Raw genomic sequence first — 25,216 nt, 5'->3', positions numbered from 1 at the left:
TAAAATCATATGTGAAAAGATTGGATATGCTATGGAACGCGAATACGATAAGGCAACGCTAAAAAAGGTGCAGCAAAAGGAGCTGGGGATTTTAAAGGATTTTCAGGATATCTGCAAAAAGCACGACCTGACCTATTTTGCGATGTGGGGGACGGCGATTGGCGCAATTCGCCATAAGGGATTCATCCCATGGGATGATGACATCGACGTATGCCTTCCGCGCGCGGATTATGATAAACTGCTGCACATTATCGATACGGAATGGCAGGATAAATATACCGTGATCAATGCCTCAAAGGATGAAAATTATCCGTTGATGACGTCGCGGATTATGCTCAACGGCACAAGATTTCAGGATTATTCGCTGAAAGGCCTGAAATGCAAGCTGGGGATTTTCCTGGATGTTTACGCGTTTGACAACGCGCCGGACGATGAGGCAGAGCTGAAGAAGCAGGCACGTAAGGCTTTTTTGTATAATAAGCTGATGATATTAAGGCTCATTCCTTATCCCTATCTTCCCTTTGGCGGAATAAAAGGAAAGCTGGTTCATGCCGCATGCGCGGTAGTACATGGTTTTCTTGTGCTTTTTCGTGTGAAGAACCGTTCATTGTACCGTAAATACTGCGCGGCTGTACAGCGCTATAAGGATAAGGAAACAGAATCGATTGCATACATGGGAGACACTGATCCCCTGATTGCAGTTTACAGGAAAGACGATGTTTTTCCGCTGAAAGAATATGATTTTGAGGACGTTAAGCTATATTTGCCTGGTGAGGTAGACAAGCTTTTGCGGCGCCAATATGGAGATTATATGGTCTTGCCGCCGGAAGGGCAACGAAAAAATCATTTTCCGGCGGTACTGGATTTTGGGGATGAATAGACTTTTATTAGGCAATACAGATCACCTGCAACGGAAGATTTATCTTTGGAATATCATCGGAAGCGTGATGAACGCCCTTGCGTCTGTCTTTTTGTTGTTTGCTGTAACAAGGATCAGCGGGCAGACCGACGCCGGTATTTTTTCGCTCGCTTTCAGCACCGCGCAAATGATGCTTACCATTGGATACTACGAGATGCGCGCATTCCAGGCAACCGATATTACAAAGGTTTATTCATTCAGCGATTACCTGATGTCGCGGATACTTACCTGCATCCTGATGATTGTTGCAAGCGTGTTTTTTGTCTGGCTCAGCGGTTATACACCGGAAAAAGCCCTGATCGTAGTGCTTGTGTGTGTTTTTAAAATGTTCGACGCACTCGAAGATGTTTTTCACGGATTATATCAGCAAAACGGACGGTTGGACGTTGCAGGAAAGTCGCTTGCTTTGCGGGTAGCCACTTCCATGGTTGCCTTTATCCTCACATTATTATTTACGAGGAACCTTGTAACTGCCTGCGCCGTTGCGATTATTGCGGCTGCAGTGGGGTTTGCCTGCTTTAACCTAACCGTATTCCGCAATTTTTTTACCGGGAAATTTTCATGGAACGGTTCCGCAATCAAAAAATTGCTGTGGGTATGTTTCCCGTTGTTTTTGGGATCGTTCATGCTGCTTTATATCAACAACGCGCCAAAGTATGCCATCGACACCTATATGCCCGCGGAATATTTCCAGGCGTATTTTAATTATCTGTTTATGCCCGCGTTTGTGATCAACCTGTTCAGTACGTTTATTTTTAAGCCCATGGTCACAACGATGGCGGAAGTGTGGGGAAGTAACCAGAAAAAGCTGCTCTTAAAAATTATCGGAAAACTGCTGCTGGCTGTGGCGTTATTGACGATTGCCGTGGAGGCTGTCGGCTATTTCCTGGGGATACCCGTGCTGTCCTGGTTCTATGCTGCGGATTTGGCGCAATACCGAACGGAGCTGTTGATACTGATACTGGGCGGAGGCTTCAACGCCGTCGTGACGCTGATGTTTTATGGTATTACCGTGCTGCGTAAGCAAAAATTTGTGTTGATAGGATATTCCGTTACGCTTGCACTTGCGCTTGTCATTTCGGCGGTGCTGGTACCGGTGGGAGGGCTGATGGGCGCTTCGATCGCATATTTGCTTTCCATGGTCATACTTGCGGCGGTTTTTACAATTACCTTTGCGGTATGCTACAGGAAGGGAAAACGGGAAGCCGAAGCCGCAGAAAACGCGGGGTGAATAACGATGTACTAAAAAAGCACCGTGCAATCGCACGGTGCTTTTTCATAATCCGCCATTGACGGGGAAGCGCAGAATCCAGGTTTAACGGTAGGATTTTTGCAGGATTTCAAGAGCAGCCGCATCGCTTGGCTCGGCGGGATCGGCTTCAAATAAGCCGCCCATGGTTTCGCGCGCATTTGCAACGTATTTTGGAAGCTCGTCATAATTCACGCCGTATTCACTGAGCTTTATATCCGCAACGCCGCAGTCCTTTTGCAGCTGCACAAGGGCGTCCACAAAATCCATTGGATTCCTTGCATCCTCTTTGCCAAGAGCCCGGGCCATTTTGACCATGCGCTCGTCACATGCCCCGCTTTTTGCCATGAAGGTATAATACTGCGCGCTGATTGCAATGAGCGCAGCCCCGTGCTCGAGGTTCTGGTGGTACGCGCCAAGCGCGTGGGCAAGGCTGTGCTCCGAAATACAACCCGAAGTCGATTCGGACATGCCCGCAAGCGTATTTGCAAGGGCGATATCGCTCCTTGCGTCGATGTCGGCGCCGTCCTGCACTGCTTTCGCAAGGCTTTTCCCTACAAGCTCAATCGCCCGGTAGGAATAAAGATCCCCCAGTGCGTCCGCCGCGGTGGAAAGGTAGCCTTCCGTGCTGTGGAACAGGGCGTCGAAGCCCTGGCAGGCCGTTAAATATTTTGGTACGGATACCATAAGCTCCGGATCGACCACCGCAAGGACGGGAAATGTCCCGTCATAGCCAAAGCCGATTTTCTCGTTGGTTTCCGTTTTTGTGGTAACCGTCCACGGATCGGCCTCGGTGCCCGTTCCCGCTGTGGTCGTAATTGCCACCACGGGCAGCGGGGCGTTTGGAACAGGCTGGCCTTTTCCGGAGCCGCCAGAAACATAATCCCAGTAGTCGCCCGGATTTGCAGCCATAACGGCAATGGCTTTTGCCGCATCGATCGCGCTGCCGCCGCCAAGGCCCACGACAAAATCGAGCCTGTGCTCTTTGCACAGCTGCGCGCCCTCCATCACGTGGTCTTTGATGGGGTTTGGAAGGATTTTGTTAAACAGCACAAATTCCACGCCCGCTTCCTGAAGCTGCCCTGTGAGCGTATCCAGATAACCGTATTTTACGACTGACGTGCCATTGGTTGTGACGATCAGCGCCCGTTTCCCCGGAAGCTTTTGCCGCGAGAGTTTACCAAGCGATCCCGGCCCAAACAGGATGCGCGTCGGCATATAATATTTAAAACTTTTCCGCATAAAATTACCGCCTTTCATTGATTGGTTGGTATACGAAACAGTATAAATTTTTTCTTGCTTTCATGCAAGCCCCGCGTTAAGATGAAGAGAACGACAAAGGATCAAAGGAAACGCAATGGACGACGTAATTTACCGCCCAATCACAAAGGAGGACTATCCGCAGATCAAGCGGATTCTGTGCGATATCTGGCATTTTGACCGGTATGTGAAATCTGAGCGTGCGCTGGAGGTTTTGCTCCAGATGCTGATGCACTCGTACCTGTGCGCCCAAAACTATACGCGGATTGCTTTGCGGGACGGAAAAATCGTCGGCTTTTTGTTTGGGAGGTCTGATAAACGGCCTGCCGGACGCGGGGAGCTGTACCACTCCCTGGGAGTTTTCTGGAACCGGCTGCGGCTGCAATTTATGGAAGATGCGCGTGAGGGCCTCGAAATACAGAAACGGATTTCCGGATTGGGCGAAAAGCTGATGGCTCACCGCGAGGGCCAGTTTGACGGCGAGCTTGTGCTGTTTGCCACGGCCCGCCAGGTGCGCGGAAAGGGAATCGGCAAAAAGCTCCTGTTTGAGTTCAATAATTTTTTGCGGGAAAGCGGCGCAAAGTTTATTTACCTCATGTCCGACAGTTTCTGCAACTATGGGTTTTACGACCATTTGGGCTACCGCCGCATTGCAACGCAAAAGGGAATTACCGGCGCGGAGCAGGACGGGCGGCCCTCTGAGTTTTACCTTTATACATATGAGGTATAAATGATGATATAATTGCAAACAAAATAGCTTTATGATAAAATAAGAAAAAGGAATGCGAAGCATTGGAGGATTGAATATGAAACTATGTTTTTCCACATTGGGTTGCCCTGAATGGAGCTTTTCCGATATTATTTCCACAGCGTGCGATATGGGCTACGACGGCATTGAAATTCGCGGTGTGGGAAATGTAATCGATGGAACGCGTATTCCGGAATTTTCACCTGCGAACGCGCAGAAAACGAAGGCGCTGCTCGCAAAGAAGGGGCTTACGGTCGCTTGCCTTACATCCGCATGTTATATGAACGACCAGAACCATATCGACGACGTGCTCTACCTGGCCAAGGCCTATGTGGATACGGCGCATGACATGGATATTAAAAATATCCGCGTGCTGGGGGATTTCGGCCCGGAGCAGAGCGGCGAGCTCAATACGGTGGAAATCGCAAAGCGCGTGAAAGACGTTGCACAGTATGCCAAAGCTAAGGATGTGAACGTCCTTGTGGAGACGAACGGTTTCTTTGCCGATTCAAAGCGCATGACAGAGCTTTTAAACGCGGCTGACGAAGAAAATATTGGCGTGCTGTGGGATATCCACCATCCGTACCGTTATTTTGGAGAAAGTCCGGAGCAGACGGTCGGTATGCTTGGAGACCTGATTCGCCACGTGCATATAAAGGATTCTGTGATCGAAAACGGCAAGCTCAGGTATACGATGGTTGGTTATGGAGACCTTCCGGTGCGCGAGTGCATTGAGCAGCTGAACGCGACAGGCTTTGACGGTTTTTATTCTCTGGAGTGGCTGAAACGCTGGGACCTTTCCCTGGAAGAGCCGGGGATTGCTTTCGCGGGCTACGCGGATTACATGAAATCGCTGATGAAATAAGTAGAGCAGATTCAAAACACCTGCCTTTGGCAGGTGTTTTTTTGTCCTTTTATTGCAGGAATCTATGGACGCTCCCCTGAATTAAAGCCCGTTATAGAATATATCTCCAAATAAAAATGTATCAAAAAACGCCTGAAAACCGCTGCTTTTCAGGCATTTTATTTTTGCCCGCAAAATTTTTTAATTTATCGCTAAATATTTTGAAAAAGGTTTCGATAATAACATTGTGTGGACTCGGATTATGGATAAAAAACGTTTTGAAAAAGTAAATAAATAAAGCAAAATGCGACTGCTTTTGAGACTGAGCGAAGATATAATGGCTTTAAAACATACATTGGTTATCAGGTATACATTGATAGCGGCTTCTCAAATGGTTACGCAGGTAACATTGCAGGAAACGCTGGCAGCAAACATTTTCATGTACACAGAGTGAGCTACTATTTGTTAATATGCTGCAACATAACTGTGCATGAGCGATAAGGAAAGTAGGAAATGGTATGAAATATTCATTCGAACATGGAGAGCGCTCCAGAAGAGGAAAGAAGAAAGCGGCTGTAGTCAATAAAAAGACGCTTCGCAGGCTTGTGGGATTCGTCCTCGTTTTGGTGACGCTTTTGGCTGCGTTCCAGACGGGCGTTTTGGCTGCGACCGGCGACACTTCTGCAAGTACTGTGGAAGTTGCCGCGCAGAGCGAAGGGGATGCCTCTGGCGCGCAGGATGTACAACAGGGCGAAGTACAACAGGATGAAATCCTGGACACTTCTTCTGTGGCACAGGAATATACGGTAACGCTCTTTGTTGGAGACGACCAGTATCTGGAGCCGATTGCGGTGCAGGACGGTAAGATCGCGCAGCCGGATGCACTGGCTGCCGACAAGGTTCCGGAAGGCATGGCCTTCAAAGGATGGTATACGCAGAAGGAAGACGGCGAGAAGTTTGACGCAGGCCGGGCAATTACAGAAGACCTGAAGCTTTACGCGCAGTTTGAGCAGGTGCAGGATCAGGAGGATGAAGCTGCTGCGATGGCAGATCCTGAGGGACAGTTGTTTGTAACGCTTTACGTTGGCGGTGCGGCGTATGGCGACAGGATTCCTGTATTTGACGGAAAGATCAATATGCCTGACGCACCGGACAGCAGCATGTGGCCGCAGGGCGCATCCGCTTTCCTGGGCTGGTTTATGGATCCGGAGCTTGAGACGGCGTTTGATACGGAGGATGTTATTACAGAGCATATCAACCTTTATGCGAAATTTGAGCAGCAGGCGGTTTTTGTCTATTTCCTCGACGCTGACAACGCAGTTGTAAAAACGTTGAGCGCGGCGCCGGGAGACACCGTGGAGGAACCGAACGCTGACGACTTTATTATTGCGCCGGATTCCAGGCAGTTTATGTATTGGGCGGACAGCGAGACGGGCGACAGGTTTGACTTTACTGCGCCGCTTACAAAGGATGTTACGCTGATTCCTGTATTCAGCAGTTCGTGGTACGCATATTTTTATTCGGAAGGCACGCAGATAGAACCGGTGCTTGTAAAGGATGGCGAGGCGGTAGCGAAGCCGGAAACAAACCCGACGCGCGAGGGCTATACGTTTCAACATTGGTCTACAGTGATCAGCGGCCCGGAATATGATTTCACAACGCCGGTTACCGACACACTCCGCCTGCATGCGGTGTGGAAGGCTTCGGAGGTTTCTTACAGCATAATTTACTGGACGGAAAAGCCCAACATTTCCGGTACGCCGAGCTGGCCGCAGGATTATGTTTCCTATGCAACAGGAAGCGGGAAAACGCTTGCCGGTACGGAAATAACGGATATCACGCAAACAGAAGCAGTGGGAAATATGCCTGGGGTACAGTTCTTTGAATATGGAAAAACGATTCCAACGACAATCCAGGGAAATGGATTGAGCGTGGTAAACGTGTGTTACGACCGCATTGTATATACGATGCAGTTTATACTGTATAGCCCATATGATTCGGGAGCCAATTACGGAGTGGGGGATTCGCTTACCTGGGAATGGCTGAGCGCTTCGCCGCAAGGATGGTCCGGTACAAAAACATTCGACAATCCGGATAACAAAACGGTAGTGTACGAGTTTGATGCGAAGTATGAGCAGGACATCAGCAGCCTGTGGCCGTCTTTTAACGTGAATACGAAATTGACCAATTATAAGGACGGCGGCGTTATGGAAATGCAGCCGACCTCATGGATGTCGTATACGGTGCGTGTGGGCGGGGCCGGTGTAGGCGATTCAATGGTAACCAAACGGTTGACGCTTTCACCTGATTTGATCCCGAACGAAGCTTATAAACCCGGACAGCGCAGTGCCTTATGGTATATCCAATATGATTCGACGCCTATGACTGTGCATGTGAATTACTGGTTTGAGGCACTTGACGGTCAGGAGGGCGAAAGCGCGGTAGAGGAAGCCAAGGCATATAATGGCGGCCTTAATAGCGGTATTTACGGCAGGAAATATGTACGGGATGAAAGCCTGTCTCAGACGCTTAAACTCAGGAAAGACGATACCCTTACAGCCAAGGACATCAACGGAATGATCAGGGGCGGGTATACGGATGCGGTTGCACAGCCTGATGGCAGCGTCCGCTACGATTTCTACTACAATAGAAGTTCACTGACGCTAAAATATAACTCGCAGGGCGGCAGCGCCATATCGTCTGTCAATAATGTGAAGCATGGACAGGATATCAAGAGATACCTGCCGGCAGATCCGCAAAAAGATGGATACACCTTTGCCGGATGGTATTATGATTCCAACTATAAAAACCCGGTTGACTGGGAAAACGATACGGTTTCCACATATATTTACGGCAATAATGCGACGGTTTCCAGGATTTCAGAAATGACGCTTTTTGCAAAGTGGGAATCAAGTGCGAATACTGTCTCGTTCTACGACCGGCAGGGCAGCATTGCAGGAGGATCGCCGCTCGATACGCAGGGAGTGGCGACAGGCAATTATGTTAATCTTTCCACACCGGTTACGATGACGGTGGACGGTATGCAATATTCGCTGACCGCCAATACAAGCGTACCCGGATATGGCGAATTTATTGGCTGGTATTGGTTGCAGGGAACGGAACGCATGCCATTCTCGGCGGATATGCCGATTAACAAAAGCTATGACCTCTTTGCACTGTGGAAGGTTGGAAATGGAAACTTTACAATTACCTACGACAAGGGAGAAGCGGCAACGGGAATGGTACCGGTTGCGAGCGGGGAGTATGCGCTCGGAACGCAATATAAGGTTGCAGGGAATACCGGAGCTCTGAGCGTGGACGGCAAGACGTTCATTGGCTGGAAGAGCAGCGTGGACGGTAAGGTTTACTATGCGGGAACCGTTATGGAGGTTCAGGGCAATACAATCCTTACGGCGCAGTTTGCTGAGAAAAACAGCTCGTACCTGATGACGTACAAGCCCGGCTACACAGGCAGCAGCCAACAGAACGTAACGAGCTATGTCAAAAAAGGCACCTCTACCCAGTTGCCGAATGAAAACACCTTTACGCGCCCCGGATTTGTATTTGCAGGATGGGAATCCTCTCAGGGCGGGCTTTATGAAGCGGGAACGGCCTATACGCCGTCAGGCGACGAGACGATGACGGCAAAATGGACGGAGCTGTTTACAGTCAGCTTCCAGGCAGCGGGCGGCGGATCCCTCACGGGCCGGGCCAGCTATGCGAATATACTGGAGGGAACAACATGGCAGGCAGCGGGCATAGTTGTGCCAACGCCGGTCGCGCAGGATGGATATTATTTTGCGGGATGGGATAAGGAAATTCCGGGACAGGACAGCAAGGTTACGGCAAACGCAACCTATACGGCAAAATTTGAACAAAAAACAACGGTAACGATTACGGCGTTATCGGCCGGCAAACCTTATGACGGGCAGCCGCTGACTGCAAACGGCGTGACGGAACAAAGCCTTGCGGCGCTGAAATCCGGGGATACGGTTGAAGTTTCAATGAAGCCGGACAGCACGCAGACAAATGCTGGCTCACATGCAAACGAGATCGCGCAGGCATCTATTTACCGCGTAATCAATGGCGTCAAAACAGACGTAACAAAAGAATACAATGTGAATGCTATGCCGGGGACGCTGACCGTTGATAAAATGAAGGTGAAGGTAACGCCCAACAATACGGGTAAAACATACGGCGATCCTGATCAGCAAAGCCTTACAGCGACGACAGGGGCGACCATCAACGGCGACACGCTTCACTATACGGTTACGCGTGAAGCTGGCGAAGACGTGAAAGACGGCGGTTACCAGATCACAATTACGCCGGGGGATAACGCCAATTATGAAATCGTTCCGAGTGCCGGCGTGTTTACAATCACAAAGCGCGACGTAAAAATCACTGCGGACAACAAGGGCAAAATGTTCGGCACGGTGGAAGATCCGGCGCTGACGGCAGTATATACCGATCCTGGAACAGGAACGGTTCCGGTTTATTCGCTGAGCCGCGTAGCAGGCGAAACCGTAGGTACCTATCCGATTACAGTGACGGCAAATCCGGCGGACAACCCGAATTACAATATTTCTACGGAGCCCGGAACCTTCAGGATCAGCCCGCTTACGACGCAGGTAGCGATCATCCCACAGGGAAATACCAAGATTTACGGGGACGATGAGCCTGAGCTTACGGCCATCGTAACTGGAGTGCCGGAAGGCAGCCCAATGCCGAATTACCGTTTGGTTCGAGTGCCGGGCGGGACGGTAGGTACGTATAAAATCAGCGTTGAGCTGCTTGATGGAAATGAAAATTACGGAAACATCGACACATCCGCAACAGCTGATTTTACGATCACCAAAAAGCAGGCGAGCATCGAAATCGCGCATGCCATGCGCGAATATGGCGACCAGACGGAAGAAGTATTCCACGCAACGGTATCCGGAACGATCAACGGCGACGTACTCAGCTATACGCTCCAGCGTGAAAAAGCGGACGTCAAGGATGTGGGCAGATACATGATAAGCGCCGTACTGGATGAAACGTCTGCTGTCAACCGGAACTATAACATTGAAGTGACGAAAAATGATTTCAAAATCGATCCGCGCCCCGTTACCCTTACTGCGGACGACCAGTCCATCACGTATGGGGACTCTGATCCGTCCTATACGGCGAAGGTGACTTCCGGGACGCTTGTGGGCACCGATAAGCTCCTGTATACGTTTGAACGCGAGCAGGGTACAGACGCAGGCGGTTATGAAATCAGGGTGCTTGCGGGCAGCAATCCGAACTATACGGTTACGCCTGCGCCGGGCACGCTCACGATTGGCAAAAAGACAATTACAGTGACGCCTAAGGATACGCAAACTGTGTATGGCGATGATTTTGACCTGAAACGGGACGTCCGGATCGATGCGGACGGACTGCTTGCGGGCGATGCGCTCAATTATGACGTTGTTCGGACAGATCCGGATAACAGGAACGTGGGAGAATATGAGCTCACAGTCAATGATGGAGGAAATAAGAATTATATCATTGAAACAGGAAAAGGCAAGCTCGAGATTACGCAGAGGCCTTTAACAATCACGCCTGACAACAATACAAAGGCATACGGCGATCCTGATCCTGTTCCGCTGACGACAGTTCAGATGGATAACATTGTAAATGGGGATAAGATTGACTATACACTGAGCCGCGTAGCAGGCGAAATGGCGAACATACCGTATACTATCAGTGTAAATGTGAATAAAGCGGCGTATCCGAACTATAATATTACGCTTGGGACAGGGAAATTTACGGTCACGCCGCTCTCGACAGAGATAACGATCAGTCCCAATAACACGTCAATTTTTTATGGCGGGGATGAGCCTGAGCTGGATGCGAAGGTAACGGGAATCCCGGAGGGCGAAACGCTTAACTATACGATGAAGCGGGAAGCCGGAACAGACGCCGGGACTTACAGGATTACCGTAGAGCTGGGCGACAATCCGAATTATGACGTGAGCAGGATTTCGACGACGGAAGGCAGTTTTGTAATCAAGCCGCGCCCCGTTACGGTAAAGGCTGACGACAAGACCATGGAATATGGATCCACGGCCATACCTGAGCTGAGTGCGACAGCGCTCGCGAATGATCAGGATGCGAACAGTATGGGGCTTGTAGGAAATGATAAACTGATATGCGACCTCGACCGTGAGGCTGGAAAGAATGCAGGAAGCTACACGATCCACATATCGGCAAGGGAAAACAAGAATTATGCCATAACGACAAAGGAAGGCAACTTTGAGATTACGCGCAAACCGATTACGGTGGCTGCGGGAACTTATACCAAAACGTATAGCGACGCTGATCCGGAGTTTAAAGCGACGGTGTCAGAGCTTGTGCAGGGCGACGTGCTGACCTGTTTGCTGCAACGCGAGCCAGGACAGGACGCAGGCAAGGATTACGCGATCCATCCGACGGTCAAGGCGGATGAGGTTTCTAAGAATTACAGCATAACCCCGGCGGATGGAAAGCTGACGATCGATAAGAAGCAGATTACCGTAACGCCGAATACGGCAGGAAAGGTATACGGCGACGCTGATCCGGATTCTTATGGTGTGAATGCTCCAGACCTTGTTACAGGCGATACTCTGGACTACAGCGTAGAGCGTGTCCCGGGTAACGACGCAGGCAGCTATGACCTGACGCTGGTACCGGGCGAGAACCCGAATTATGACATCGTTCCGGGGACGGGCGGAACCTTAGTGATTTCCCCGCGTCCGGTAACGCTGAGCGCTGACAATAACGGCAAGATTTATGGAACCGACGATCCGGAATTGACCGCAACGGTTACAAATGGAACCGTTATTGCGGGTGATACGCTCAACTATACGGTTGCGCGTAAGGCAGGAGACGATGCGGACACATACCCGATTCACGTGACTGCGAAGGCGGAGGAGAACAAGAACTATACAATTACTGTTGCGGACGGAACCTTTACCATCTCGCAGAAGACGATAGAGGCAATCATTATTCCGGACAATACAGGCAAGGTTTATGGCAATGCGGATCCGGAGCTTAGCGCAAAGGTAATCAGCCCAGGCGGTGAAGCGGTCGATTACACACTGAGCCGCACGGCAGGGGAAAACGCAGGCGGTTACGAAATTAACGTAACGCTTGGCGACAATAACCCGAACTACAATGTGCAGGCGATTCAGCTGGCAAAGGGAACGTTTACGATTTCCCCAAGACCGGCAACGGTAGCCGCGATTGATACAGCAAAGGCCCAGGGCACGCAGGATCCTGTGCTGACAGCCAATGTGACGGGCCTCGTTGGTACAGACGCCCTGAACTTTTCGCTGGCACGCGATGCAGGAGAGGAGCCGGGAACGTATGCAATCAATGTAACGCTTGGCGATAACCCGAATTATGCAGTCGCCGCAACGCCCGGCGTATTAACGATCACAGCCGGCGGAACGACCGGAGGCGGGACAACGGACACGCCGGAAGACGGAAACACTACGCCGCCCGCAGATCCTGGTAACGCAGGAGGCGGAACCACCGCTACGACTCCGGCAGCACAGACGGAGAACGCAAATGATCCGGGCGTACAGGACAACACGCAGACTACGACGATCACCGAAAATGATACGCCGTTGTCAGATGGAGGAAATGCAAGCTCGCCCACCGTTAATATCGGTGATAACAAAGTGCCGTTGATGTCAAATGGAACGACGCCGTCATGGGCTTTGCTGAACCTGATACTGGCATTCCTGACGGGAATCATTATGTTCATATTGCTCTTTACTTACTTCTTTAGTAAGGACAAGGAGAAGGAAGATGACGACGAGCAGAAAGCGACACGTTTGCAGCGTACGGAGGACGAGAGCTCTGACCGTAGGATCAAGCGGAGGGGCCTTGTCAGGATACTGAGTATTGTTGTAACGCTGGCGGCAGTCCTTGTATTCATCTTTACAGAGGATATTACGCTGCCCATGGTAATTACAGACCAGTGGACATGGGTGATGGCGGCAATCTCAGTGGCTCAGGTGGTGCTGGCAGTATTTGCCAGAAAAGGCCATAAAGAGAATGACGGTGAGGATAAGGAAGAACCCAATCCCCAGATGCAGAACATCTGAAGAAAATGATTGAGCAAACGCAGGAGCCGTACGGCTCCGTGAAAACCGGGTTTCCATAAAGCATGGAAACCCGGTTTTATTGTGAGTAAAATAGCGGGAACTGATACCCGCATAAGGGCGATAAACGGACAGGAACCAAAAAGCGTATCACAGGATTGCTTTGCAATCGCTGGATTCAAGCAACAGGCCTGATTGAAGATACAAAAAAGACTGCCCCGGCCCGGGACAGTCTTTGGCGCCAGCCTGTTATTTTGTTCCCGTGGAACCAAAGCCGCCTGCGCCGCGGCCGGTTTCCTCCAGCTCGTCTACCTCGTTAAAGCTTACCGCAAGCACCGGTGTGATCACCATCTGTGCGATACGCTCGCCCGGAGCGACAGCCTGCGGCTGAGAGGAATGGTTATGCAGTGCGACCATGAATTCCCCACGGTAATCGCTGTCCACCACGCCAACCTTGTTGGCAGGCGCAAGCCCCCGCTTGGAGGCGAGGCCGCTGCGCGCATAAATAAGGCCCGCATAGCCGACAGGCACCTCCATTGCGATTCCTGTGTGGATCATTTTAGTTTCGCCCGGCTGCAAAACAAGTTCTTCATCAAGGCAGGCGTATAAGTCCGCGCCTGCGGAATACTCCGATCCATAAGTTGGCAGGACAGCCTTTGCGTCAAGTTTTTTGATGTTTACCGTTTTCTTTTCCATTTGAATACCCCTTATCTTTCAATCTGTCTTATCATCCCATAATATGGTTTTTCCCTGCGCCAGGGATTCGCCCACCAGTATGGTTCTCTGGTTTTCCGAGCCCTTGAAGCGCAGGTTCACGTTTTTTTGTTCCAGTATAAATTCGCCATCCACCAACACGTCGATATACGCAAGAAATTCTTTTGTTTCAGGACGTCCAAGCCATTTTTGAATGATATCCCGTTCAAAATCATAGCCTGTAAAACACCAGACGTCCTTTTGCGGATACAGCTCCTTTACCTTGCGCAGAAGCGGCAACAGGGCCTTCTGGTTGGAAGGCTCCATCGGATCGCCGCCCAGCAGCGTCAGTCCTTTTACATAGGAAGGCTGTAGGTAATCTAAAATGGTCTGGATCGTTTGCTGTGTGAAGGCCTCGCCGTATTCGAAATCCCATGTTTCCGGGTTAAAGCAGCCCTCGCATCTGTGCGAGCAGCCGCTTACAAACAGGGAGACGCGTACGCCGGGGCCGTTTGCAACGTCGTATTGCTTGATGTCTGCATAATTCATGGCTTACAGGTGAAGCACGCGGGCTTTGATTTCCTTGGTTTTGCCTACGTTCCAGAAATTTTCGCCAAGATATCCGCACGTCCGCCTTGTGACATTCATCTTTGCGTGGTCTTTATTTCCACAGTTTGGGCATTCCCATTCATTGTCATCGTTGATGATGATCTCGCCGTCAAAGCCGCACTCATGGCAGTAATCGGACTTCGTATTAAATTCCGCATACTGGATATGGTCGTAAATATACTTTATGACTTCCTCGAGCGCCTCGATGTTATTGCGCATATTGGGAATTTCCACATAAGAAATCGCCCCGCCGGAGGAGATTTTCTGGAATCTGCTCTCAAAATCAAACTTGCTGAACGCATCGATTTTTTCGCGTACGTCCACATGGTAGGAGTTGGTATAATACCCTTTATCCGTCACGTCCTCAATGGTTCCAAAGCGCTCCTTGTCGATTCGCGCAAAGCGGTAGCACAGCGATTCCGCAGGACTTCCGTAAAGGCCGAACGCAATGCCCGTTTCCGCTTTCCAGCGGTCTGCGGCGGCGCGCATATAGTTCATGACCTGCATGGCGAATTCCTGTCCGCGCGGCGTGGTATGGCTTTCGCCCTTCATGAGCTTGGTTACCTCGTAAAGGCCGATATAGCCAAGCGATATCGTGGAATATCCGCCGGTAAGGAATTGGTCGATTTTTTCTCCCGGCGCAAGGCGCGCAATCGCGCCGTATTGCCAGTGCACAGGGCTTACGTCCGAGGTTGTGCCCTTGAGCGCGCGGTGGCGGCACATGAGGGCTTCATAGCAAAGCGCCAGCCGTTCGTCCATCAGCTCCCAGAACTTCTTTTCGTCGCCTTTTGCGAGAATGCCGATCTGCGGGAGGTTCAGGCTTACGACGCCCTGGTTGAAACGCCCTTCAAATTTATAGTTACCGTCCGCGTCCTTCCACGGCGTAAGGAAGCTGCGGCAGCCCATGCAGCTGAACACGTTGTTTTCGTAGTTCTCGCGCATTTTTTTCGCAGAGATATAGTCCGGATACAGCCGCTTTGCCGAGCATTTGGCGGCAAGCTTTGTAACATAATCGTATTTTCCACCCTTCATGCAGTTGTGCTCGTCGAGCACATAAATCAGCTTTGGGAAGGCGGGCGTTACATATACGCCCTTTTCATTTTTGATGCCCTCAAGGCGCTGGCGGAGGATTTCCTCCACAATCATCGCGTTTTCCTCAAGGTATTCGTCGTCCTTATCAAGATTTAAAAACAGCGTCACAAACGGCGACTGCCCGTTTGTCGTCATCAGCGTATTGATCTGGTACTGGATGGTCTGTACGCCGCCACGAAGCTCTGCGCGCAGGCGTTCGTCCGTCAGTTTTTCAATCGTCTCCGAAGAGGCGCTTTCGCCAAGGATCTCGCGAAACCGTTTGCTGAATTTTTCCCGGCTGCGGCGCAGGTATTTTCCAAGGTGCCGCACATCCACAGACTGCCCGCCATACTGGCTGCTGGCAACTGAAGCAATGATTTGCGTCATAACCGTGCACGCCACCTGGAAGCTTTTGGGACTCTCTATCAGCTTGCCGTTCATCACGGTGCCGTTATCGAGCATATCGCCGATATTGATCAGGCAGCAGTTAAAAATCGGCTGTAAAAAATAATCCGCATCATGAAAATGAAGCACGCCCTGCTCATGCGCCTTGGAAATTTTTTCCGGAAGCAGCACGCGGCGTGTAAGGTCTTTTGATACCTCTCCTGCGATCAGGTCGCGCTGCGTAGCAGCGACTACCGCATTTTTGTTGGAGTTTTCCTCCATAACGTCCTTGTTGCTGTTTTTGATCAGGCTTAAAATGGAATCGTCCGTGGTATTTGCCTTACGCACGAGCGCACGCGAATAACGGTAGATGATGTAGGTTTTTGCCAGAGCAAACTTTTTTTCGTCCATCAGCCGTTGCTCGATGATATCCTGGATATCCTCCACAAGCATACGCATACGGTGCTTGCTTTCAATACCATCAACAATCGCTTCTATTTTTTCCTGTGATATTTTCTCACTGTCTTCCACTTCGGCATTTGCTTTTTGAATTGCTATGATGATTTTACTTCTGTCATAATCAACCGAGCTGCCGTCTCTTTTGATCACTTGCATGGTATCAGTCCCTTTCTTGTCGTCACTTTCGGTATTTCCCCTATTAATGCCTGTGCCATGGGCGCTTAATACAGATGAACACGATTGCTATTATAACATAAATATACCCTGTAGTCCACCAGATATAGTATTTAATTGGGGATAAATTCGAATTATTTATACCATATTTAGGGATGCCTGAAACGGCTTTTTTACGGCTGCAAAAACAAAACCGCACGTTTTTACGTACGGTTTGCCTGCCATATTCCCGATCTATATAGGTATCCCCAATCAGCTGTTTGATACCCGGACGTTGCCGCGCCGGTTAAATCCCGCTCTGCTCTGTAGCGCTGTCAATCAGCTTAATCAGCTCAAGCTCGCTGCGGAATGGTTTTCGTTCGTTTTTTTCCGACCATACAACCTGGCCCTGCCAGGTGGCGTTTTGCCTGTACTGTACCTGAATGACAAAGGTTGCCTTTTTTTTCGTATCTTTTTCTGTTTCCATTGCTTCTGTTTCCTCGCTGTCGGTTCTTCGTCCGCGATCTGTTTTTGCCCGTTCTTATTATATAACGCCGCGGTCACAAAACCGGTCACAACTGTGGTAAAAAGTGATTATATAACAAAAAGCCCTTTGCACAGCGGTTGAGGCAGGGACTAATATGGCTGGTCCATAGGGACGGTTTCATATATTCAGATTGTTTTTATTGGGAGGACTGTAAAGGGAATGGCTTTAGTCGTGGATCAACCTGCTTTCAATCCGCTTTTCCGGAATGATCCATAAAACAAGCGACGCGGCAACGGAAATGATGACTGCAACCGGAACAAAAATACCGATAATAAGTCCCGCGCAGATAATGCACAACGTAAGCTTTGATTTTTGGTAACCCCGCAGGGCCTTGGCAATTTCCGAATCAGGCCCGTTTGCTTTCACAAGCGCACGGGCAAGCAGTGCGTATGCAATGTCCGCGAGCAGGATGACGATACCGTAGGTGATTTCCGGCGCGCGTTCCAGAATGTGCTCGTCTACCCATGCCGTTACAAATGGAAACAGCGACAGGAAAAGGATAAAGGCCATGTTGTACCATAAAATTTTACCGTTGATGATTTTTGAAATCTGGAACAGGTGATGATGGTTGTTCCAGTAGATTGCGAGGGAAACAAAGCTCAGGATATAAATCAGGAACTTGAAACGAAGATCCCATAAGGCGGCAAAGGTCGGCTGAGCCGGTACTGCAAGATCCAGCACCAATATGGTCATAATAATTGCGATTACCGCATCTGTAAACGCCTCCAGCCTTGTTTTGGGCATATAACTTTCCTCCCTTTTCTAAAACTGTGTAATAAGGAGTGCTCTAACGCCAGCGCCAGGTCAGCCCGCTGCATGAAAACGCCTTTGCAGGAGAGGGCCCCCGCTTAACTCGAAAGCAGGTTTTGAATGCAATGGTCTGATGTGGCGTGAAACGAGGCACAAACACATGAGTTAACCACGAATGATATCACATAGCTATTGTTACACAAAAATTTTATTACGGAAACAAAAACAGGCGGCAAATGCCGCCTGCGGTTTTCTTACTGCCTGTATCATGTTGGGCCGGTTAATTGCGCTGCGCATGCAGGGGAGCGGGAATCCGTCCGCCCCGCGCAATGAATTCTTTGGGAGAATTCCGGTTATAAGGCATAATCGGCGCACTGCCCAAAAGCCCGCCAAAGCTCACCATATCCCCAACCTTTTTACCGGGAACAGGGATGAGGCGCACAGCGGTTGTTTTGGTATTGACCATACCGATTGCGGCTTCGTCCGCGATGATTGCCGATATTACATAATCCGGCGTATCGCCCGGGAGGGCAATCATATCAAGGCCGACAGAGCAAACGCATGTCATTGCTTCGAGCTTCTCCAATGTGAGCGCGCCTGTCTGCGCCGCGTGGATCATACCTGCGTCCTCGCTGACAGGAATAAATGCGCCGGAAAGCCCGCCTACGTGGGAGGTAGCCATAATACCGCCCTTTTTGACCGCGTCGTTGAGCAGCGCGAGAGCGGCTGTCGTGCCGTGCGCGCCGCAGGTTTCAAGGCCCATTTCTTCAAGGATATAAGCCACGCTGTCGCCGATTGCAGGAGTGGGTGCAAGCGAAAGGTCCACAATGCCAAACGGTACGCCCAGCCGCCTGCTTGCCTCGCGCGCCACAAGCTGCCCCATGCGTGTGATGTGGAACGCCGTGTGTTTGATGGTCTCTGCCACCTCGTCAAAGGGCTGCCCTTTTTTATCCTCCAGCGCGACCTTCACAACGCCCGGGCCTGAGACGCCTACGTTGATCACCGCGTCGCCTTCGCCCGTGCCGTGGAACGCGCCCGCCATGAATGGGTTATCCTCAACTGCGTTTGCAAATACAACCAGCTTTGCCGCGCCAAGGCCGTCCTTGTCTGCAGTAAGCTCCGCCGCCTGCTTGATGGCCCTGCCCATGCGGGCCACAGCGTCCATATTGATGCCTGCGCGCGTTGTCGCAACGTTGACGGAAGAGCAAACGAGGCCCGTTTCAGAAAGCGCCTGCGGAATGGTGTCGATAAATTTCATCTCCTGCTCTGTCGCGGCCTTCTGCACAAATGCGGAATACCCGCCGATAAAGTCTACGCCCATTTCCTGCGCGGCCCTGTCCATCGCTTTTGCAAACAGCAGGTAATCCCCGCAGCCCTGCGAGATGAGGGAAATCGGCGTGACGGAAATGCGTTTGTTGACGATCGGAATGCCAAACTCGTTCTCAATGGCCTCGCCGGTTTTGACAAGATCCTTTGCCCTGGTTACGATTTTATGGTATACGCGCTCCGAGCAGGTTTTTGCATCGTCGCTCACACAGTCAAGAAGGGAAATCCCCATTGTGATGGTGCGGATGTCAAGGTTCTGCCGCGCGATCATATCGATTGTCTGTAGAATATCCTGTTGGTCTAACATAAAAAATATACTCCTTTTCGCAGGGCGTTATACCCTGTGCATACTCTGGAAAATCTCCTCGCGCATCAGGCGCACCTCTACGCCGATCTCCGCGCCCACCGCGTCAAGCTGCTCTTTGAGCTGCTCAAAGGATGCGTTCATTGCGGAAAGGTCTACAAGCATGGTCATGGCAAACACCTCGTCCCGTAGTACGGTTTGCGTGATATCGAGGATGTTTGCGTTCGCGTCAAACAGCTCGTGTGAAATTTTGGCGATGATGCCCGGGCGGTCGTGCCCGAGAACGCTTACGATTGCTCTCATAAAAATTTACTCCTTATTCTGCGGATATTTCTTTTCATATTCATATTTTGCATTCTGGTAGGTATGATAGGTAAACGCATACCAGAACGGAAAAATCAGTGTAATAACGATGATGGCCGCCAGCGCGAGCAGCACTACAAAAATCATCAGCGGGTTTTGCAGGGCCAGCATAGGATCCGTAAGGTACAGCTCATATAATTCGAGGAACGGAAGCTGCGAAAGCCAGTTGATCAATACGCCGCCAAGCACTACGATGAGCGCCGCTGTGAGCACGCGGGTAAAGTTGCTCCAGAAATTCCCCAAAAAAGCATAGCGGTAGGAAGAAAAAACAGCTTTAAAGCCCTTTTGCCCCTGCACCGCAACCGTATAAGGCACAAATACAATACCAAATACCACAAACAGTACCACCAGCGCAAATCCAACCAGAAGGGCGATCTCCCCGCCGGAAAGCGTTTCTACCAGTATACCGTCCGCAAACGCCACATTGCCGATTACGATTACCGCCGCCACAATGAGCGGAATCAGAAGCACGATAATTGCAAAATAGGACCGCAGCATACTGCCGTAGCGTTTTCTGGCATGGGCTCCCGCATTGCGGAAAGTGATATCCCTGCCGTGGTAATCGCTGTCAATCACATATACCACGTTTGAAACCATAAGCGGCGAAACGAACAGCGCCACGCACAGCACGATTCCAAGCACAGTCAGCACGCTTGCAAGGCTGCTCCCGCCGGTTTGGGAAAGCGTCAACAAAAGGCTGCGCGCCACGGAGACAGTCCCCGGCATGGTGAAAAACATCAGTGGCACCAAAAGCACCAGCTGGAAGGCCAGGAGGGGTATGAAAAGCCTGCTGAAATTTTTCCTGTAAACCAGGCCGGATTCCCGGAACATGGTTTTGAAGCTCATTGGAAGTTTGCACATTTTAATTTCCTCTGCCGGCAAAGGACCCCCCAATTATCCTGTGTGCCGTTTCAATTCGGGCTGTCAGGCGTAAACCATTTGCTCCCGGTTTCCTGATAGCGGTAATTTTTGATCGCGTCTATGGCCTGCTGCGGCGTATCTACAACCGTATAAACCGTAAGGCTCTCCTTCTTGGCGAAACGCTGCTCCACGGCTTTTTCAAACATTGCGATCAGTTCGTCAAAAAACCGGTTGGTGTTCAAAATAATGATTGGCTTGTTATGACGCAAAAGCTGTTTGAGCGTCACGACCTCGCAAAGCTCCTCAAAAGTGCCAAAACCGCCCGCCGCTACGATAAAGGCGTCCGAAAGATCCTCCATCACCTGCTTGCGCTCGCGCATTGTCTCTTTGATGATCATCTCGTCGCACGCTTCAAAGGGAATACCGGGGATATTCATAAATTCCGGGATTACGCCCGTCATCTTTCCGCCTGCGGCCTGTACGCCCCGCGCGGTGTGCCCCATAACGCCCATATCGCCTGCGCCAAACACAAGCTCCCAGCCGTTTTCGGCAATCAGCCTGCCAAGCTCCGCCGCCGCGTCAAAATAACTTTGGTCTATGGCGGACGATGAAGAACCGAACACGCATATTTTTTTCATAATCTAAACTCCTATCCTGTGTGTCAAACAATACGGAAAATTGTTTTTTTATAACGGTTCAAAAGGAACCAGAGCGGCATGCCTACCACATAACAGGCAACAGCCTGCCCGGCGCCCACGGTAAAAACATTCAGCCAGTACGGCGTGCCGTACTGCACCAGCAAAACCCAGGCTACCAGGAAAGCGTTTACGATAACGCTTGGAAGAGGCAGCAGCCATTTGTTTTTGTTCCTGATTTTCCACGTGATGAATGCCGCAAGCAGCGTGGCAAGACTTCCCACAATGATATCCATCAGGCCAAGGCCCGCTGTATAAAGGTTTGCGAGCAGGCAGCCGATGAAAAGCCCGGGGACTGCCGCCGGTGTAAAAAACGGAAGTACGCAAAGCGCTTCCGAAATACGCACCTGAACCGGCCCGTAGCTTAAGGGCGCGAGAAGCAATGTGAGCGCAGCGTAGATCGCCGCGATCAGCCCCGTCTCGCACAAAAAACGGGTTTTTGACGCTTTTTCCATAAAACTTTATTCCTCTTTATATCAAAAAATTAATTTTATCATTAAATACACTTTAGTATATCATATTTTTTTTCTGAAAGGAACCGCGCAAAATAAGGTTATCGCAAGCAAAAGCCATTCCCGCATTGCGTTTGACAAGCGGCGCGGGTAGATTATAATGGAACTGAGAGCGTTACAACCGTATGCAAAATAAGGAGAAAGCAATGTTTGATTACCATATCCATTCCAATTTATCTTTTGACGCTTACGACAGCCCGGTGCGCTGTGCAATGGCGGCGCGGGACAAGGGGCTTACGGAAATCTGTATGACCGAGCACCATGAGCTGGATTACCCGTACAACGAGACAAACTGCGAGTTGGATTTTTCGTTTTATGACATGGAAATCATAAAAGCGCGGGAGGTCGTCCCGGAAATCATAGTCCGTAAGGGCGTTGAGGTTTCCCTGCGGCCCGCCGTACTCAAGCGCACGCAGGAGAGCATTAAGGGGCGGGGATTTGATTTTATCATCGCGTCCCAGCATACCATAAAGGAAAAGGATCCGTATTTTGGCGACGGCTTTGAGGGGAAAACGCTGCGGGAAGCGCAGCGCGAGTATCTGGAGGAGATGCTTTACGACCTGCAAAACTTTGATGATTACGATGTAATAGGGCATATTGGCTATATCGATAAATACCTTGAGAAGGCGGCGGGCCTTACGGGCGGCGGCGGGCCGTTTACATACGCGGATTTCCACGAGCTTCTGGATGAAATCCTGCGCACCGCAATCTCAAAGGGAAAGGGAATCGAGGTCAATACCAGTAATTACTTTGTGTACGACTATCCCACGCCCCATCCAAGCATCATAAAACGTTTTGCAGAGCTTGGCGGCGAGGTTATGACGATGGGCAGCGACGCACATTTTTCAGATGCGATCGGGCACCGTTTTCGTGACGCGGTGCAGCTGATGAAGCAGTGCGGGGTGAAATATGTTTGTACCTTTGAGCAGAGAAAGCCCTCCTTTATTCCGCTGGAAGAATTATAGAGGAAACGCCTGCGCTTCGGCTGTTATTTCCCAAAACGGGTTTATCCGACGGGAGTGTTACGGCGTATTGCAACGCCTGTAAAAACGTATGATTTTTTTCATGAAATTTTTTGCGGACATATTGACACACCCTAAAAAGCATGATAAAGTTAATATCGGTTAGCGAAAGCTAACTAAAAGCAAAGGGGCTTTTGGGCCTCTTATTCTTTTTCAAATGGTTAGTTAAGGCTAACTGATCGCTGCACAAAAACCATGTTAACAACAACCGCAGGGCTTTGCTCCTGCAAAACCGAAAGCAAAACAGCAACGTAAGTTAGCCTGTACTAACCGAAATGGGAACAGACGGAATGGGAAAGGAATCAATGTAAAATGATCAAAATTGCCTTATATGGGAAGGGTGGGATAGGCAAATCGACAACCGCATCCAATCTTTCCGCCGCGCTTGCGCGGAAGGGGTTTCGCGTGATGCAGATTGGCTGCGATCCAAAGGCGGATTCGACGCAGAATGTCAGCGGCGGCAAGCCAATCGCCACGGTGCTTGACGTGCTGCGGGAAAAGGGAGACGGCGCAGCATTGGAAGACATCGTAACAGAAGGCTATCATGGCATACTGTGCGTGGAAGCAGGCGGCCCTACGCCGGGGATTGGCTGCGCGGGGCGCGGTATTATAACGGCGTTTGAAAAACTGGAGGAGCTTCATGCCTATGAAATTTATAAGCCGGATATCGTACTGTATGACGTGCTCGGGGATGTGGTGTGCGGCGGCTTTGCGATGCCCATCCGTGGTGGTTATGCGGATCAGGTGTTCGTCGTTACCTCAGGGGAAAAAATGGCTTTATACGCAGCGGCAAACATCGCTCTCGCAATCGAAAACTTCAAAAACAGGGGCTACGCCGCCTTTGGGGGCGTGATCCTGAATGCGCGCAATGTGGAACGCGAGACAGAGCTTGTTGAGGAATTCGCACGCGAGGCGCACAGCGGGATTGTAAAAACAATCCCACGCAGCAGCTTTGTTCAGCGTGCGGAGCAGCAGCACAAAACCGTTGTGGAAGCGTATCCCGAAAGCGATATGGCGCGTGAATATATGGAGCTTGCGGACTGCGTCCTTGCGGTGTGTAATACGGAGGTCAGAAAAAATGCCTGAACAGACCTTTGATTTTGAAACGACACTCCAGTATTCCTCCCCTGCAAGGGGCGGCTGGAGCATTGTGCGCATGGCAATGCAGGTGCCGCAGAGCTACCAGCTTTTTGTGGGGCCATCCGCTTGTATGCGCCACATTATGCTTTCGTCCATGGAGCTTAAAATAGACGACCGCATTTCGTGGTTGTTTATCAAGGAATCGGATATCGTTTCCGGAAGCTATGAGCAGCTGATACTGCGCAACGTAGACGAGATGCTGGGACAGATGAATCCGCGTCCGCGCGTGTTTATGATTTTTGTAACCTGTATCGACAATCTTCTTGGGACGGACCACGATGTGTTCCTGAAGCCGCTGAATGAAAAATATCCGGAAACCCAATCAATGGTGTGCTTTATGAATCCAATTACGGGGGACGGCCCTGCGCCGCCCGCTGTCACGATTCAGGACACCATGTATTCGCTGCTCGAAAAGTCCGGCCAAAAGGAGCGTGCGGTCAACTTTATCGGCAACAACCTTGCAGTAGAAGAAAATAACGAGCTGGTATTATGGCTCAAAGAGCACGGGATCCGCTCAAACCACATCAGTAATTACGAAACCTTTGACGATTTTATGCAAATGGGAAAAAGTATGCTCAACATTGTGGTTACGCCGCTTGCGCTCTACGCGGCAAAGCAGATGAAGCTCAAAAAGGGAATTGATTACCTCTACCTTCCCGTAAGCTATACGTTTGACGAGATCGAAAATGGAATCCGCGAAGTATGCGGAAAATTTGAAATCGAGCCGCCACAGCTTGAAACGGAACGTCAGAAGGCGCAGGAAGCGCTTTTGAAAGCGGCTGTAAAGCTTGACGGAAGACCTGTTTGCATCGATTATGCGGCGACCTACCGTCCCTTTGGAATGGCGCGGCTGCTTTTGGAGCATGGAATTTGCGTGGATACGATTTATGCGTCCGAATGTCTTCCGGTAGAACGCGAAGACCTGAGGTGGCTTATGAAATACAAAAAAGAGGTCAGGATTACGCAGCCTGAGCATTATACCATGCCCGGCCACGTACAGAAAAACGAGGATTACCTGTGCATTGGATTTGAAGCGGCGTATTTTACAGGCTCGCCGCATGTGGTACCGCTTGCCGCAGATGGAGAACAGTACGGCTTTGCGGGCGTCAGGCTGCTTGCTGAAAGGATGCAGCGGGAATGCGACCACAGTTATGACCTTGAAAAGCTGGTCAAAGACAGCGGATTGGTGGTGTGAA

General features: G+C 50.5%; 19 protein-coding genes. 8 read left to right on the top strand and 11 right to left on the bottom strand.

All coding sequences use genetic code 11. From position 1 onward, the window contains the following. Positions 1-31: 31 nt before the first annotated feature. A complete protein-coding gene (locus tag CHK_RS07385) occupies positions 32-880 on the top strand; it encodes a LicD family protein (protein WP_046443383.1) in 849 nt (282 codons plus the stop codon). Continuing rightward, positions 873-2,150, top strand: a complete 1,278-nt coding sequence (locus tag CHK_RS07380) for a lipopolysaccharide biosynthesis protein (protein WP_046443382.1) — start codon at positions 873-875, stop codon at positions 2,148-2,150. The genes CHK_RS07385 and CHK_RS07380 overlap by 8 nt, the downstream gene beginning before the upstream one ends. An 84-nt stretch (positions 2,151-2,234) precedes the next feature. Here the strand turns inward: CHK_RS07380 and CHK_RS07375 are convergent, their stop codons facing one another. Beyond that, complete coding sequence (locus CHK_RS07375; RefSeq protein ID WP_046443381.1) at positions 2,235-3,410, bottom strand: iron-containing alcohol dehydrogenase; 1,176 nt, start codon at positions 3,408-3,410, stop codon at positions 2,235-2,237. A 115-nt stretch (positions 3,411-3,525) separates the two neighbouring features. On the opposite strand from CHK_RS07375, the gene CHK_RS07370 reads away from it, so the two are divergent. The 3 genes from CHK_RS07370 to CHK_RS07360 all read left to right on the top strand — a co-directional run bounded on the left by CHK_RS07370 (position 3,526) and on the right by CHK_RS07360 (position 13,134). Then, positions 3,526-4,158 (top strand): GNAT family N-acetyltransferase, encoded by a 633-nt coding sequence (locus CHK_RS07370; protein WP_046443380.1) that lies wholly within the window; start codon positions 3,526-3,528, stop codon positions 4,156-4,158. 76 nt (positions 4,159-4,234) lie between these two features. After that, the gene (locus CHK_RS07365) at positions 4,235-5,041 is read left to right on the top strand and encodes a sugar phosphate isomerase/epimerase family protein (RefSeq protein WP_046443379.1); all 807 of its coding nucleotides are present in this window, start codon (positions 4,235-4,237) and stop codon (positions 5,039-5,041) included. Between the two features lie 497 nt (positions 5,042-5,538). Continuing rightward, positions 5,539-13,134, top strand: coding sequence for an MBG domain-containing protein (locus CHK_RS07360; protein ID WP_046443378.1), 7,596 nt, complete (start codon positions 5,539-5,541; stop codon positions 13,132-13,134). 246 nt (positions 13,135-13,380) lie between these two features. On the opposite strand, the gene dut is transcribed toward CHK_RS07360, so the two are convergent. The 10 genes from dut to CHK_RS07310 form a co-directional block, all read right to left on the bottom strand. Next, positions 13,381-13,827: a dUTP diphosphatase gene (gene dut / locus CHK_RS07355; RefSeq protein WP_046443377.1), complete on the bottom strand. Its 447-nt coding sequence runs from the start codon at positions 13,825-13,827 to the stop codon at positions 13,381-13,383. A gap of 18 nt (positions 13,828-13,845) precedes the next feature. Further along, entirely contained in the window at positions 13,846-14,373 is a 528-nt protein-coding gene (nrdG, locus tag CHK_RS07350) for an anaerobic ribonucleoside-triphosphate reductase activating protein (protein WP_046443376.1), read from the bottom strand. Between the two features lie 3 nt (positions 14,374-14,376). Continuing rightward, the gene (gene nrdD, locus CHK_RS07345) at positions 14,377-16,503 is read right to left on the bottom strand and encodes an anaerobic ribonucleoside-triphosphate reductase (protein WP_046443375.1); all 2,127 of its coding nucleotides are present in this window, start codon (positions 16,501-16,503) and stop codon (positions 14,377-14,379) included. Between the two features lie 304 nt (positions 16,504-16,807). Next, positions 16,808-16,987 carry a hypothetical protein gene (locus tag CHK_RS07340; RefSeq protein ID WP_046443374.1) on the bottom strand — a complete coding sequence of 60 codons (180 nt, stop codon included), beginning with the start codon at positions 16,985-16,987 and terminating at the stop codon, positions 16,808-16,810. Positions 16,988-17,212: 225 nt separating this feature from the next. After that, the gene (locus CHK_RS07335; RefSeq protein WP_046443373.1) at positions 17,213-17,791 is read right to left on the bottom strand and encodes a TMEM175 family protein; all 579 of its coding nucleotides are present in this window, start codon (positions 17,789-17,791) and stop codon (positions 17,213-17,215) included. A gap of 286 nt (positions 17,792-18,077) precedes the next feature. Then, a complete protein-coding gene (locus CHK_RS07330; protein ID WP_046443372.1) occupies positions 18,078-19,430 on the bottom strand; it encodes a PFL family protein in 1,353 nt (450 codons plus the stop codon). Between the two features lie 27 nt (positions 19,431-19,457). After that, a complete protein-coding gene (locus tag CHK_RS07325; protein WP_046443371.1) occupies positions 19,458-19,730 on the bottom strand; it encodes an ACT domain-containing protein in 273 nt (90 codons plus the stop codon). A gap of 6 nt (positions 19,731-19,736) precedes the next feature. Beyond that, positions 19,737-20,651 carry a hypothetical protein gene (locus CHK_RS07320; protein ID WP_131924708.1) on the bottom strand — a complete coding sequence of 305 codons (915 nt, stop codon included), beginning with the start codon at positions 20,649-20,651 and terminating at the stop codon, positions 19,737-19,739. 50 nt (positions 20,652-20,701) lie between these two features. Continuing rightward, complete coding sequence (locus CHK_RS07315) at positions 20,702-21,289, bottom strand: LOG family protein (protein WP_052740442.1); 588 nt, start codon at positions 21,287-21,289, stop codon at positions 20,702-20,704. 23 nt (positions 21,290-21,312) lie between these two features. Beyond that, positions 21,313-21,801: a QueT transporter family protein gene (locus CHK_RS07310; RefSeq protein WP_046443368.1), complete on the bottom strand. Its 489-nt coding sequence runs from the start codon at positions 21,799-21,801 to the stop codon at positions 21,313-21,315. A 182-nt stretch (positions 21,802-21,983) separates the two neighbouring features. Between CHK_RS07310 and CHK_RS07305 the strand changes: the two genes are divergently transcribed. The 3 genes from CHK_RS07305 to CHK_RS07295 all read left to right on the top strand — a co-directional run bounded on the left by CHK_RS07305 (position 21,984) and on the right by CHK_RS07295 (position 25,215). Then, the gene (locus CHK_RS07305) at positions 21,984-22,823 is read left to right on the top strand and encodes a histidinol-phosphatase HisJ family protein (RefSeq protein WP_082103450.1); all 840 of its coding nucleotides are present in this window, start codon (positions 21,984-21,986) and stop codon (positions 22,821-22,823) included. Between the two features lie 369 nt (positions 22,824-23,192). Further along, positions 23,193-23,966 (top strand): nucleotide-binding protein, encoded by a 774-nt coding sequence (locus tag CHK_RS07300; protein WP_046443366.1) that lies wholly within the window; start codon positions 23,193-23,195, stop codon positions 23,964-23,966. Next, positions 23,959-25,215, top strand: a complete 1,257-nt coding sequence (locus CHK_RS07295) for a nitrogenase component 1 (protein WP_046443365.1) — start codon at positions 23,959-23,961, stop codon at positions 25,213-25,215. Before CHK_RS07300 ends, CHK_RS07295 begins: the two co-directional genes overlap by 8 nt. The last annotated feature ends 1 nt before the right edge of the window (position 25,216 follow it).

Origin of the sequence: Christensenella hongkongensis (genome assembly GCF_000981035.1) — a bacterium.
Classification (GTDB): Bacteria; Bacillota; Clostridia; order Christensenellales; family Christensenellaceae; genus Christensenella; species Christensenella hongkongensis.
The sequence above is the reverse complement of the archived record's forward strand: the minus strand, read 5'-3'. Positions and strand labels throughout refer to the sequence as shown.

What these genes read in the sequence shown, in the direction of transcription:
- CHK_RS07385 (WP_046443383.1), top strand. Translation starts at nt 32, where the DNA reads ATGGAACGCGAATACGATAAGGCAACGCTAAAAAAGGTGCAGCAAAAG.
- CHK_RS07380 (WP_046443382.1), top strand. Translation starts at nt 873, where the DNA reads ATGAATAGACTTTTATTAGGCAATACAGATCACCTGCAACGGAAGATT.
- CHK_RS07375 (WP_046443381.1), bottom strand. Translation starts at nt 3,410, where the DNA reads ATGCGGAAAAGTTTTAAATATTATATGCCGACGCGCATCCTGTTTGGG.
- CHK_RS07370 (WP_046443380.1), top strand. Translation starts at nt 3,526, where the DNA reads ATGGACGACGTAATTTACCGCCCAATCACAAAGGAGGACTATCCGCAG.
- CHK_RS07365 (WP_046443379.1), top strand. Translation starts at nt 4,235, where the DNA reads ATGAAACTATGTTTTTCCACATTGGGTTGCCCTGAATGGAGCTTTTCC.
- CHK_RS07360 (WP_046443378.1), top strand. Translation starts at nt 5,539, where the DNA reads ATGAAATATTCATTCGAACATGGAGAGCGCTCCAGAAGAGGAAAGAAG.
- dut (WP_046443377.1), bottom strand. Translation starts at nt 13,827, where the DNA reads ATGGAAAAGAAAACGGTAAACATCAAAAAACTTGACGCAAAGGCTGTC.
- nrdG (WP_046443376.1), bottom strand. Translation starts at nt 14,373, where the DNA reads ATGAATTATGCAGACATCAAGCAATACGACGTTGCAAACGGCCCCGGC.
- nrdD (WP_046443375.1), bottom strand. Translation starts at nt 16,503, where the DNA reads ATGCAAGTGATCAAAAGAGACGGCAGCTCGGTTGATTATGACAGAAGT.
- CHK_RS07340 (WP_046443374.1), bottom strand. Translation starts at nt 16,987, where the DNA reads ATGGAAACAGAAAAAGATACGAAAAAAAAGGCAACCTTTGTCATTCAG.
- CHK_RS07335 (WP_046443373.1), bottom strand. Translation starts at nt 17,791, where the DNA reads ATGCCCAAAACAAGGCTGGAGGCGTTTACAGATGCGGTAATCGCAATT.
- CHK_RS07330 (WP_046443372.1), bottom strand. Translation starts at nt 19,430, where the DNA reads ATGTTAGACCAACAGGATATTCTACAGACAATCGATATGATCGCGCGG.
- CHK_RS07325 (WP_046443371.1), bottom strand. Translation starts at nt 19,730, where the DNA reads ATGAGAGCAATCGTAAGCGTTCTCGGGCACGACCGCCCGGGCATCATC.
- CHK_RS07320 (WP_131924708.1), bottom strand. Translation starts at nt 20,651, where the DNA reads ATGTGCAAACTTCCAATGAGCTTCAAAACCATGTTCCGGGAATCCGGC.
- CHK_RS07315 (WP_052740442.1), bottom strand. Translation starts at nt 21,289, where the DNA reads ATGAAAAAAATATGCGTGTTCGGTTCTTCATCGTCCGCCATAGACCAA.
- CHK_RS07310 (WP_046443368.1), bottom strand. Translation starts at nt 21,801, where the DNA reads ATGGAAAAAGCGTCAAAAACCCGTTTTTTGTGCGAGACGGGGCTGATC.
- CHK_RS07305 (WP_082103450.1), top strand. Translation starts at nt 21,984, where the DNA reads ATGCAAAATAAGGAGAAAGCAATGTTTGATTACCATATCCATTCCAAT.
- CHK_RS07300 (WP_046443366.1), top strand. Translation starts at nt 23,193, where the DNA reads ATGATCAAAATTGCCTTATATGGGAAGGGTGGGATAGGCAAATCGACA.
- CHK_RS07295 (WP_046443365.1), top strand. Translation starts at nt 23,959, where the DNA reads ATGCCTGAACAGACCTTTGATTTTGAAACGACACTCCAGTATTCCTCC.